General features: G+C 50.4%; 13 protein-coding genes. 6 read left to right on the top strand and 7 right to left on the bottom strand.

Annotated elements, in window-relative coordinates; genetic code table 11:
• Positions 1-4: 4 nt before the first annotated feature.
• The 3 genes from OCU43_RS10045 to sohB form a co-directional block, all read right to left on the bottom strand.
• Positions 5-478, bottom strand: a complete 474-nt coding sequence (locus OCU43_RS10045; protein ID WP_091358298.1) for a L,D-transpeptidase — start codon at positions 476-478, stop codon at positions 5-7.
• 16 nt (positions 479-494) lie between these two features.
• Entirely contained in the window at positions 495-1154 is a 660-nt protein-coding gene (locus OCU43_RS10040; RefSeq protein WP_091358296.1) for a TetR/AcrR family transcriptional regulator, read from the bottom strand.
• 133 nt (positions 1155-1287) lie between these two features.
• Positions 1288-2364 (bottom strand): protease SohB, encoded by a 1077-nt coding sequence (gene sohB, locus OCU43_RS10035; RefSeq protein WP_091358294.1) that lies wholly within the window; start codon positions 2362-2364, stop codon positions 1288-1290.
• 123 nt (positions 2365-2487) lie between these two features.
• Between sohB and OCU43_RS10030 the strand changes: the two genes are divergently transcribed.
• Positions 2488-2823, top strand: a complete 336-nt coding sequence (locus OCU43_RS10030; protein ID WP_091358291.1) for an SCP2 sterol-binding domain-containing protein — start codon at positions 2488-2490, stop codon at positions 2821-2823.
• On the opposite strand, the gene nudC is transcribed toward OCU43_RS10030, so the two are convergent.
• Positions 2820-3593, bottom strand: coding sequence for an NAD(+) diphosphatase (nudC, locus tag OCU43_RS10025; RefSeq protein ID WP_091358290.1), 774 nt, complete (start codon positions 3591-3593; stop codon positions 2820-2822). The genes OCU43_RS10030 and nudC overlap by 4 nt on opposite strands.
• Before the next feature lie 246 nt (positions 3594-3839).
• Here nudC and nhaB point away from each other — a divergent pair, with 246 nt between their 5' ends.
• The gene (nhaB, locus tag OCU43_RS10020; protein ID WP_091358287.1) at positions 3840-5339 is read left to right on the top strand and encodes a sodium/proton antiporter NhaB; all 1500 of its coding nucleotides are present in this window, start codon (positions 3840-3842) and stop codon (positions 5337-5339) included.
• A 95-nt stretch (positions 5340-5434) separates the two neighbouring features.
• Here nhaB and dnaQ read toward each other — a convergent pair whose 3' ends face one another.
• The 3 genes from dnaQ to OCU43_RS10005 are packed head-to-tail and all read right to left on the bottom strand — an operon-like array spanning position 5435 to position 7385.
• Positions 5435-6154: a DNA polymerase III subunit epsilon gene (gene dnaQ / locus OCU43_RS10015; protein ID WP_091358286.1), complete on the bottom strand. Its 720-nt coding sequence runs from the start codon at positions 6152-6154 to the stop codon at positions 5435-5437.
• A gap of 15 nt (positions 6155-6169) precedes the next feature.
• A complete protein-coding gene (rnhA, locus tag OCU43_RS10010) occupies positions 6170-6616 on the bottom strand; it encodes a ribonuclease HI (protein ID WP_091358283.1) in 447 nt (148 codons plus the stop codon).
• A complete protein-coding gene (locus tag OCU43_RS10005) occupies positions 6600-7385 on the bottom strand; it encodes a class I SAM-dependent methyltransferase (protein WP_091358281.1) in 786 nt (261 codons plus the stop codon). Before OCU43_RS10005 ends, rnhA begins: the two co-directional genes overlap by 17 nt.
• Before the next feature lie 127 nt (positions 7386-7512).
• On the opposite strand from OCU43_RS10005, the gene gloB reads away from it, so the two are divergent.
• The 4 genes from gloB (at position 7513) to OCU43_RS09985 (ending at position 12205) form a co-directional block, all read left to right on the top strand.
• On the top strand, positions 7513-8286 hold the full coding sequence (gene gloB / locus OCU43_RS10000) for a hydroxyacylglutathione hydrolase (protein ID WP_091358279.1): 774 nt from the start codon (positions 7513-7515) through the stop codon (positions 8284-8286).
• A 128-nt stretch (positions 8287-8414) separates the two neighbouring features.
• Positions 8415-10004 carry a lytic transglycosylase gene (locus tag OCU43_RS09995; RefSeq protein WP_091358276.1) on the top strand — a complete coding sequence of 530 codons (1590 nt, stop codon included), beginning with the start codon at positions 8415-8417 and terminating at the stop codon, positions 10002-10004.
• A gap of 52 nt (positions 10005-10056) precedes the next feature.
• Complete coding sequence (locus tag OCU43_RS09990) at positions 10057-10305, top strand: hypothetical protein (protein WP_091358273.1); 249 nt, start codon at positions 10057-10059, stop codon at positions 10303-10305.
• A 79-nt stretch (positions 10306-10384) separates the two neighbouring features.
• Positions 10385-12205, top strand: coding sequence for an extracellular solute-binding protein (locus OCU43_RS09985; protein ID WP_091358271.1), 1821 nt, complete (start codon positions 10385-10387; stop codon positions 12203-12205).
• Positions 12206-12207: the final 2 nt, after the last annotated feature.

Genomic DNA, 12207 nt, shown 5'->3' with positions numbered 1-12207 from the left:
AGAACTACTCTATGAAAACCAGGGTACCGACACTGACACGCTCAAACAGCTCCGCTATATCGTTATTACGCATACGGATACACCCATGAGACAGAGGCTGTCCCATGGGTTCACTGTCAGGTGTACCGTGAATGTATATATAGCGCTGCATTGTATCAACGCTGGACAACCGATTGCGACCTATTTCACAGCCAGACAACCAGAGAATGCGGGTCAGAATCCAGTCCCGCTGGGGATAGCGACGAGCTAAATCGGCCGAGTAAGTTTCCCCCGTATCACGACGACCGACAAAAACAGTATTAAGTGGTTTTCCTGCACCAATTTTGGCGCGTACCAAGTGTTTACCACGGGGCGTGCAGCCACTGTTTTTTTGCTCACCGGGGCCGTTCAGAGCGGTTGAGACCGGATAGTCCACCACACACTCAGCGTCCTGCCACACTTCCAGACGCTGATGAATTATTGAAATCCGGATAAACATAAACCGGCTTACATCCCTAGATACGGGTGAACGGGGTATGCTCCGCACGTGCTTGCAGGCCAGCCACCAGCACGGGAATCATGCGATGCAGAGTACGTTCGACCTCAGCACTGCGCTCGAATTCGCGCATCTCTATCGCCACCAGAGTCTGAAAATTAGACAAAGTAAAAATGATCGACCCCATCAGGAAGTGCAAGCGCCAGAAAAACTCTTCATCCTCCATGACCGCTGCATCTTTACGCAACAACTCAATAAAAACTGAAAAGGAATCCCGGTGACGGGCCAGCATAGCATCGCGCAGCTCTTGCTGGTTTTTCATATAGATCAGCTCCAGCAGGCGCATAAAGACCGGTAACGCAAACTGCCTGGACTTACCCAGTTGCAGCAGTGTGCGCATCAGTATCTCTAAAAGCTCTTGCGCTGTAATGGTGCCACCTTTTATATCCGCCTGACGTTCACTGAGTGAATCCTGAAGATTTGACACCAGCGGGGTCAGATATTTTTCAGCGACCGCTGTAATCAGACCTTTTTTAGAACCGAAATGGTAATTTACCGCTGCCAGATTAACTTTTGCAGCACTGGTAATCTCCCGCATTGTCGTTTCAGCAAACCCCTGTTCAGCAAACAGCGCTTCGGCGGATAACAATATTTTCCTTGCGGTTGCAGACTGTCGCATTAACGCTCCCTTAGCCGGGTCGCGAATCCCATCAGAATCATCCTGACAAAATCCGCTTCATATGTTTGAAACTTTTACAATATGATTATAAGCGACAATCAGATAAATGCTGGCATTTCCCTTACCATTTTGGTTACTTAGCTAATAAATGGGAGTTTAGAATACGTCCTGCCCATTTCGTAAAAAGGGTGTCAGTTGTTTTAATCGACATATCAGAGAGACGATCTTGCAGGGTCTTCTTATACTCATACCGGACCGTATAGACATCGGCGTCTTCACACGCCTGGGTCAGATATTCATCGCTGGTAGAGATCTCATCAATCAGATTGACTTCCAGCGCTCGCCGTCCAAACCAAACTTCACCGGTTGCTACTTTTTCAAGATCAACCTGAGGCCGGAACTCGCCAACAAACTCTTTGAACAGACTATGGGTATCTTCCAGATCTTCAATAAATTTCTGCCGGCCCTTTTCAGTATTCTCCCCCATCACCGTCAGGGTGCGTTTATACTCACCCGCCGTCAGCACTTCATAGTCAATATCATGCTTTTTTAATAAACGGTGAAAATTGGGCAATTGTGCCACCACACCAATCGATCCGAGTATCGAGAACGGCGCTGCTACAATCTTGTCCGCCAGGCAAGCCATCATATAACCACCGCTGGCCGCGACTTTATCGACACACACTGTCAGCGGGACTCCCCGCTGCTTAATCCGCTCCAGCTGAGAGGACGCCAGACCATAGCTGTGCACCATCCCACCGGGACTTTCCAGACGGATAACCACTTCATCTTTCTCGGTCGCCATGGTCAGCACAGCGGTGATCTCTTCACGCATCGGCTCAAGCTCTGAGGCTTTAATATCACCATCGAAATCCAGTACGAAAACCCGTTTACGTTCCGGCTCAGCATCAGGCTGGGATTTAGTTTTCTTCAGCGCTTTTTTACGCGCCTTAGCTTCCTGCTTTTCCTGCTTCTCTTCCGCTTTCAGTTGCTGCTTATAAACTTCAGAATCCAGCACGACCTCTTTCAGTGCGTGCTCCATATCCTCCAGCGTTTCATTCATGCTGTGGATACTGAGATATCCCTCTTTACTGTCTCGCTTATTCCGTGATGCCACAGCGCCTATGGCAACAATAACCAGAATAATAGCACCGACCACTGTCAGCGCTTTTGCCAGAAACAATCCGTAACTTGCCAGAAAATCGACCACCTAACACTCCAGATCTTTAAGCCCTTGGGGGCAATTCAATATATTGATTTATGGTCGGGTAATGTACCATACAACCCACCGAGGCAATATCACTGAATACAAAATTGGAGAGCTGAATCAAATATGTCTGAAGCAATCACTGTCACCCGGGTTATAGAAAAGCTTTCCAGTCGCTTTATTCCGGAAAACACCTCCGCAGTGTCGGCCACATTCCAATTTATACTGAGTGATGCGGACGACTTCTATTTCACTATCGCTGACCAGCAACTGACGGTTGCCCTTGGCGAGCATCACGACCCTGATATCACCCTGATCACCAATAGTGACACCTTTATCCGTGTGGTCACGGGTGAGAAGGATGGCATGAGCGCCTACCTCACCGGCAAACTCAGGGCCGAAGGCAATGTGATGCTGGCAACACAGCTGGGTAAGTACTTCAGTAAAGATAAACGCGGTTAATCCCCTGCTCTGCAGCGCTTTACGAACTCATCAATCAACTGGCGGGATATGGTAAACGGCGGAGGAATAGGTGCCTCATCCAGCTCACTGTAGTGGAACCAGCGCGCATCGACTATCTCTCCCGGCTCTGGCACGATCTCCCCGGATACATAATCGGCAAAAAAGCCCAGCATCAGCGAATGAGGAAAGGGCCAGGACTGACTGCAGTGATAGCGGATATTGGAAACCTCCACACCCACCTCCTCTCTGACCTCTCGAGCCAGGGCATCTTCAGCACTTTCCCCCGCTTCAATAAACCCCGCCAGGGTGCTGAATCTGGGCTCAGTGAATCGAACTCCCTGCGCCAGTATGCAATACTCACCGCGGGTCACCAGCGTGATAATGCAGGGGGAGAGTCTGGGATACTGAGTCAGGCCACAACCATCACACTGCTTGGCCAGGTCCTGATGGTGATGACGCAATGCATCTCCGCAACGGGGGCAGAAGTTGTGATCGCGACTCCAGGTTGTCACCTGGGCTGCTCGCGATAGCAGTGGAAACATCGACTCTTCTGAGCGGGACAGCAGTTGCCGCAGCTGTAAACCCGGGGTTTCATGGGGCAACACTTCCTCAGGCATGATAAGCAGTTTTACCTGCTGTTGCGGCAATAAAGTCAGATCATACTCTTCCAGAGCGAGGTTGTGGTCGCAACAGGGCTGAGTAAAAATCCAACGCCCCTGCAGATCAGACCAAACCCGGTGTCCCGATGAATAAATATATTCAATTTCCATAATATTTGTTGAACCTAAGCAAAAACAGACCAATAAACAGTGATTTCAGGCATATATGTCACCTGAAAACTAGGGTACTCTTAACAGGTTAAGCAGACTTTTGATTTAACAAAACTCCTGCTAATCTACGTCAAAATCATAATAACATTCACTACTTAACTTACATTGGAAAGACTGTAATCACTACATTTAGCATGATGCACAGAAACTTTCCACAGGCCCGAATTGGCACAGGACCCCGTATCGATGACCACAACCCAGGCGCTTATTAAGAACTTCCTTGGCAACTCACCTATCTGGTATAAACAGGCCATTGTACTTTTTCTGATACTTAACCCGATTCTTCTGTTCACCGTTGGACCTGTAGTAACAGGCTGGATGCTGATCTTTGAATTTATCTTCACTCTGGCTCTGGCACTAAAATGTTATCCGCTTCAACCGGGCGGCTTACTCGCTCTGGAAGCGATTATTATCGGCCTGGCAAGCACTGAGACGGTTTACCATGAAGTGGAAGCCAACCTGGAAGTGATTCTGCTACTGATGTTCATGGTAGCAGGCATCTACTTTATGAAGAACATGCTGCTCTGGGTATTTACCAAACTGCTGCTGAAAATCCGCTCCAAAGTTGCACTGTCGCTGATGTTCTCACTGTTTGCAGCACTGCTATCGGCCTTTCTCGATGCCCTGACAGTGACGGCAGTACTGATCAGCGTCGGTGTCGGCTTCTATGCGGTGTATCACAAAGTAGCCTCCGGCAAACAGTTCCACCATGAAGCACACGATCATGGCGATGATGAAACAGTTCATGTCGACCACCATGAAGCGCTGGCGCAGTTCCGGGCATTTCTGCGCAGTCTGCTGATGCACGGCTCTGTGGGCACCGCGCTGGGCGGTGTCTGCACCCTGGTGGGAGAACCACAAAACCTGCTGATCGCGCAAAAGGCGGGCTGGGATTTTGTCGAGTTCTTTGTTCTGATGGCCCCGGTAACGATGCCGGTTCTGTTTGCGGGTCTGGCAACCTGCATCCTGCTGGAAAAACTCAAGTGGTTTGGTTATGGCGCCGATATCCCTCAATCGGTACGCACTATTCTCGAAGATTTTGCTGCCGAACAGGATAAGAAGCTAACCAAGTCGGACAAGCTGGCCCTGTTTGTTCAGATTCTGGTGGCGGTCTTTCTGGTTCTGGCCCTGGCATTCCATCTCGCGGCCGTTGGTCTGATCGGTCTCACAGTGATTATTCTGCTGACCGCGTTCAACGGTATAGTCGAGGAACATCAGATAGGTAAAGCATTTGAGGAGGCACTGCCATTTACCGCGCTGCTGGTGGTATTTTTCTCCATTGTATCGGTGATTCACGAACAACACCTGTTCCAGCCCATTATCGCTTCAGTACTGGCCATGGACACTCAGGTTCAGCCGGGTATCTTTTTTATTGCCAACGGCCTGCTATCGGCTATCTCTGATAACGTCTTTGTCGCAACGGTGTATATCAATGAAGTACTGGCAGCTCTCAAAGAGGGCTCAATCACCCGGGAGCATTTTGACCTGCTGGCGATCGCTATCAACACTGGCACCAACATCCCGAGTGTAGCAACCCCCAACGGCCAGGCTGCATTCCTGTTTCTGTTGACATCTGCCCTGGCACCCCTGATTCGTCTCTCATACGGCACTATGGTGTGGATGGCACTGCCCTACACCGTGGTCATGAGCGTCACTGGCTATCTGGCGGTAACACACTTCCTGTAAACAGGGAATCGCTTCATAGCTGCAAAACAGACCTCTGAAAATCAAAAAAGCAGGCTTCACAGCCTGCTTTTTTTCGTTCTCATTAAAGATTTGCTTCAGCCCGTTTCACCTGGCTGCTCACCAAGCTGACTCCAGATGCTGCCCGCTTTACTATCCAGACGTTCGATATAACTGCGGTGAGCATCCAGTTCATCCCCTTCAGCCTGCACCACCTTCAGGGTCATAGCTGAAGTATCAAGACGCCGAACCTGATCAACACCGTCGTCACCATCCTCCTCGCCTGCCAGCATCAGATTCTTCTGACCGCCCGTCAGCATCAGATAAACATCGGCCAGAATCTCAGAATCAAGTAACGCGCCGTGCAGCTCACGATGGCTGTTATCAATACCGTAACGGCGACATAGCGCATCAAGGTTATTTTTCTGCCCCGGATGCTTCTTGCGTGCAATCGCCAGCGTATCGGTCACCTGACAAAAATCATGGACCCGCTCCTGATGGTTATTCAGGCTTAACTCATTATCGATAAAACCTACGTCAAACGCAGCGTTATGGATAACCAGATCGGCGCCTCGGATAAAGTGCAAAAACTCATCCTGGATCTCTTCAAAGCGAGGTTTATCATCGAGAAACTCATTGGTGATACCGTGTACCTGAATCGCTTCATCATCGATCACACGGTCCGGCTTAAGATAACGATGATAGGTACGACCTGTCAGTCGGCGGTTCATCATCTCAACACAACCGATCTCAATGATCCGATGCCCCTCTTTCGGGTCGATACCCGTGGTTTCCGTATCCAGTACTATCTGTCTCATAACTTATCTGTTCACTTACGCCTGTTGCAGGGCTTGCTCAACCCCTTTGTTAGCCAACTGGTCGGCCAGTTCATTACCCGGATGACCACTATGACCTTTCACCCATTTCCACTGAATCTGGTGCCGTGCAGTCTGCTCTTCAAGCTGCTGCCACAGATCGGCATTTTTTACTGGTTTCCTGGCTGAGGTTTTCCAGCCATTGCGTTTCCAGCCTGCCAGCCATTCCGTAATGCCTTTACGTACATACTGAGAATCGGTCGTCAAAACAATTTCGCAGGACTCCTTCAGAACACTCAGCGCTTCAATCGCGGCCATCAGCTCCATCCGGTTATTGGTGGTATTCATCTCTCCACCAAACAGTTTTTTGCGATGTTCACCATATTCCAGAACGGCTCCCCAGCCCCCCGGTCCCGGATTTCCTTTACAGGCACCATCAGTATAAATATTAATTTTTTTCTTCACTCACTCTTCCTCGGGCACCACGGGTTGTTGGTTCAACCAGCGGCAGATTAATCAGCTTACGCTTCTTCCAGACCGGTTCAATCGGGGTCATCCCGCCGACATCCTTGCGGGCAACATGCAGCACAAAGGCTCCGCAATGAGACGAACAGCGTCGGGTTATCGCATCGATCAGCCGCCCACGCTGACGCCAGGACTCTTTCTCGAAGGGCAGGCGATAGTAATCGGACAGCTCCCTGACCACCGTTAATTCGAGCAACGCTAACCAGTCATGCATACGTTGCGAGCCGATAAAGTGCCCCTGCCAGGGCACCGTTTCTTTATTCAGTTTCAGGGTACGATAAACGCCCCACCAACTGACCGGATTAAAACCGATATTCAGCAGATACCCCCCCGGGCGCAGAACCCGGGCAGATTCACGCAGCACCTGATGGGGGCTTTGGGCAAAATCGAGTCCATGGTGCAACAGCACCACATCGATACTGTTATGCTCGAACGGTAACTCTTCATTGCGGGCGATCACCGCACTGTCTGGCAATCCCAATTCGGCAACCGGATTTACCGGTATCTGATGGCGCACCGGACTCTCCCGGGCCAGATCAAGCCGGTTATCAAAACTGATCTGCAGCAGATGATAGCCAAACATGGTCGGTAACAGCCGGTCCAGCAACTCTCGCTCTGAAGCCAGCAACTGCTGCCCCAGCTCTGTATCAAACCAACTACGTAACGCCGGTAACCACTCTGCGAGCGGTGGCTGTTGTTTAAAACCCATACATTATTAGCCCTTAACGCTCCGGTTTGAATAGGTTAACCTTGTAGTTAACGGGTGCACTCAATCTCCTTACTCTGCTCAATATGTACTACTATATCTGACAAATCCAATACAGCCGAGGCCTAAAATGTTCAATGTCATGCCGATACCTGCTTTTAATGATAACTATATTTGGGCTCTGACTGTACCCGGCAGTACTGAAGTGGCCGTCGTCGACCCCGGTGATGCTGACGTGGTCGAACACTATCTGAACGAAAATAACCTGCTGTTAACCACCATCCTGATCACTCACCACCATCATGACCACACCGGTGGTGTCGCTCAACTATGCCAGGATAACACTGTCACTGTTTATGGTCCGGCCAACTCCCCATTTGACGGCATCACTCATAAGCTGAGCGATGGTGATCAGATCAGTCTGATGGAGCAGACGCTGACTATCCGTGAAGTACCGGGCCACACATTAGATCATATCAGCTACTATCTCCCAGGAAGTGAGCCGCAGCTGTTCTGCGGTGATACGCTGTTTCTGGCCGGTTGTGGCCGATTGTTTGAAGGCAGTGCAGAACAGATGCACCGGGCGATGGAATATTTCCGACAGCTGCCTGATGCAACCCAGATCTACTGCACCCATGAGTATTCTCTTGCCAACCTTGCATTTGCTGCAGCGGTTGAACCCGCAAACAACCGTATTAAAGCGGCGATCGAACACTGCACCCAACTGCGCGAATCCGATCAGCCGACCCTGCCTACAGATATCGCCACCGAGAAACAGATCAACCCCTTTCTTCGCTATAGCGAAGCCCCCGTGAGACAATCTGCAGAGCTGTTTGCTGGCGGACCTTTGACCTCAGAAGTGGCCATTTTCGCTATGATCCGGGAATGGAAAAATCAGTTCTGACTCCTCCCCTGCTTCCTTGTTAAGCGTTGTAAAGTTGATGTAGCTCAGCCTGGGATCAATAACAGTTGACCCTCTGCAACTGGCCCCATAAAATGCACCCTTTTATATTTTACAGGGTGCCTTGGGCAATGCAGCTGGTCAGAAAATTTGTTGTACTCACCGCTGCCGGGCTGATTCTTGCCGGCTGTCAGACCAATCAGGTTATCAGTCAGCAACCGGCGCCTGTCAGCGGCCCTGATGAGCAGCCACAGGCACAGCGTCAGGTACTGAATCCGACACTCTCTTCTGACACGCAACAGCAGCCTCAAACCAGCACCGATCTCTGGCAACTGACCCGACAGCATATGCAGCTTGATCTGGATCATGATGATCCACGCTTACAGGCGCAGTTCGAGTGGTATCAAAAACATCCGCAATATATGCAACGGGTCGCGACCCGTGCCAGCCGTTATTACTATTATATTCTCGGTGAAGTACTGAAACGGGATATGCCTGCTGAGGTTGCGCTGCTGCCGATTGTCGAAAGTGCTTACGACCCCTTTGCATACTCACATGGCCGCGCCGCCGGGCCCTGGCAATTCATTCCCGGCACAGCGAAACATTTTGGTTTAAAAAGCAGTTGGTGGTATGACGGACGTCGTGACATTGTCGCCTCAACGGATGCTGCGCTGACCTATCTGCAGCAACTGCATGACCGCTTTGATAGCTGGGAGCTGGCCCTGGCTGCCTACAACTGTGGTGGAGGGAATGTTTCAAAAGCGATTCGCCGCAATAAGAAAAAGGGGTTGGCGACAGATTTCTGGTCGCTGGACCTGCCCAAAGAAACCCGGGTATATGTACCTAAACTGCTGGCGGTTTCAAAACTGATTCGTGACGCTGAAGACAATAATCTCACCCTGCAGCCATTGCCGAACAAGCCCGTATTTGAACAGGTCGAACTGGACAGTCAGATCGATCTGGCACAGGCAGCTAAACTCAGTTCTATTTCAACGCAGGAACTGTATCAGCTCAACCCCGGCTTTAATCGCTGGGCCACTGATCCCGATGGTCCGCATCGCTTGCTCATTCCGGCTGACACAGCAGAACAGTTCCGTACTCAGCTGGCTCAGCTTCCGGCTGAACAACGGGTTAACTGGGCGCGCCACAAAATCAGCAAAGGCGAAACCATCAGCACCATTGCCCGACACTATAACACCACCTCCGCGGTCATCCGTGAAGCCAACAAGCTCAGCGGCAGTAATATCCGTGCCGGCAAGTATCTGCTGATCCCCAGCGCCAAGCATGAGTCCAGCGAATACTCACTGAGCCAGTCCCAACGCTTCAGTCGTAAGCAGAATCAACTGGCTCAGAGTGACCGCAATCGGGTCACCTACGAGGTAAAACAGGGCGATAGCTTCTGGAAAATAGCCAAAAACAACAATGTCAGCGTGCGAGAACTGGCCTCATGGAATCAAATGGCGCCTGGAGATCCCCTCAGAGTCGGTCAAACTCTGGCAATCTGGAAAGCCGATGCACATCAGGGCCTCAGCCGCAGTGATCAACAGCTGATTCGCCGCATCGGTTATTCCGTTCGTAGCGGCGATTCACTGTATACCATTGCTGACCGTTTTCGGGTTTCTATCAATGATATCCAACGCTGGAACAAGCTGGAAAAGAGCAAGTATCTCCAGCCGGGGCAACACCTGACCCTCTATGTTGATATCACTGAAGCGCGGTAAAATAGCGACTTGATCACCCGGTTTTTCAAATCCGCCACCCAGGAGACAGGACATGGACGCACTTAGTATCGGCATCATTATCTTCGCAACGGTGACCGCACTGCTGTTCAAATTTATTCTCTATCATAAGATCTGTAACTGGATGGATAAAGATCTGATCTCCGGGCTGTCAGCCGGTAACAGTGATAAGCAACGCTTTCTCACCGAACAGCTCAACCAACTGAAAAACGACAAGGTTAAGCGCAAATTACAGCACCAGCGTCTGACCGAACTTGCCGATGAATTTGAACAAAACCGCTGATCCGTACTCATATAACTAGCTATAACCGATCCCCCCTGTTATAAATTAACAGGTTACCAATCTGGCTGGATAATTACGGATGAATTTCAAACAGTTATCTAAGCAGATATCAACGCTTTGTCTGTTATCTGCAACTCTGATCTGCACACTCACCTCCCCGCTACACGCTGCTGCACCGCAGCACGGCATCTCTATGTATGGCGACCTCAAATACCCTCCCGGGTTTAAACATTTTGATTACGTCAATCCTGACGCCCCAAAAGGCGGTGATGTCTCTGAAGATGCACTGGGCACTTTCGACAGTTTTAATGGTTTTATCATTAAGGGTGCTGCCGCCGATGGCATTGGACTGATCTATGATTCTCTGCTGACCAAAGCTCAGGACGAACCCTTCTCTCTCTATGGGCTGCTGGCTGAGTCACTGGAAGTCGCAGATGACCGCAGCTGGGTCATATTTAATCTCAACCCCGATGCAAAATTCAGCGACGGCCAGCCCGTCACTGCAGAAGATGTGGTGTACACCTTTAAACTGCTGCGTGAACAGGGAGCCCCGTTTTACCGTTCCTACTACCACGATATCGCTAATATTGAGGCGCTCTCCAGCCAGCGGGTTAAATTCACATTTAACGCCAGCCAAAATCGCGAGCTGGCATTAATTGTCGGAGAAGTCAGTATTTTACCCAAGCACTACTGGGAGGGGCGTGATTTCAGTAAGCCCGGTCTGGAGATTCCGGTGGGCTCTGGCCCCTACCTGATTGACAGTTTCGATGCCGGACGCACCATCACCTATCGCAGAAACCCAAACTATTGGGGTAAGGATCTGCCAGTTAACCGCGGCCGCTTCAACTTTGACACAATCCGCTACGACTATTACAAAGATGGCAATGTTGCCCTTGAAGCGTTTAAAGGGGGCGAATACGATTTTCGCCAGGAGTTCTCATCCAAGCAGTGGGCTACCGGATATACCGGCACTGTGTTTGATGAAGGAAAGATCATCACCCGTACCCAGGTGCATGAAAACCCAACGGGTATGCAGGCCTTCATTCTTAATACCCGTAAATCCTACTTCTCAGATGCCCGGGTCAGAGAAGCGCTGGCCTACGCCTTTGACTTCAAATGGACCAACAAGAATATCTTCTATAACGCCTATACCCGCACCAACAGCTATTTCTCTAACTCGGAGATGGCCGCCACAGAGCTGCCCACTGAAAAAGAGTTAAAAATTCTTGAGCCGATCCGTGACCAGGTGCCCCCCGAAGTATTTACTCAGGTCTACAAAGCGCCCACAACCAATGGAGATGGCAATATTCGCGGACAGTTACGCACTGCCCTGAGGTTGCTGAAAAGTGCTGGCTGGGAGTTAAAGGATGGCTTACTGCTGGGGCCTGACGGCAAACAGATGTCATTTGAAATTTTGCTGGTTCAACCCACATTTGAACGAGTGGTAGCCCCCTTTGCCCGCAACCTGGAACGGATGGGTATCAAGCCCTCAATCCGTATTATCGATGCGTCACAGTATATCAACCGGGTGCGCAGTTTTGATTTTGATGTCATCGTCAGCGGCTTTGGTCAGTCTATCTCTCCCGGCAATGAACAGCGGGAGTTCTGGCACTCTTCAACGGCCGATCAGCCAGGCAGTCGTAACCTGATTGGTATTAAAAATCCGGCTGTCGACTATCTGGTCGACCAGATTATCCAGGCGCCAGACCGGGAACAGTTGGTACTGAGAACCCGCGCCCTGGACCGGGTGCTGCAGTGGAATCACTATGTTATTCCGCAATACCATATCAACAGCTATCGCGTGGCTTACTGGGATAAGTTTGATTTCCCCAAAGTCCATCCCAAATACTCGCTGGGGTTCGATACCTGGTGGGTCAAACCGGAAAAGACAGGGCAGTAATC

Source organism: Amphritea atlantica, assembly GCF_024347255.1.
GTDB classification, from domain to species: domain Bacteria; phylum Pseudomonadota; class Gammaproteobacteria; order Pseudomonadales; family Balneatricaceae; genus Amphritea; species Amphritea atlantica.
This window is presented reverse-complemented; position numbering and strand designations above follow the sequence as displayed.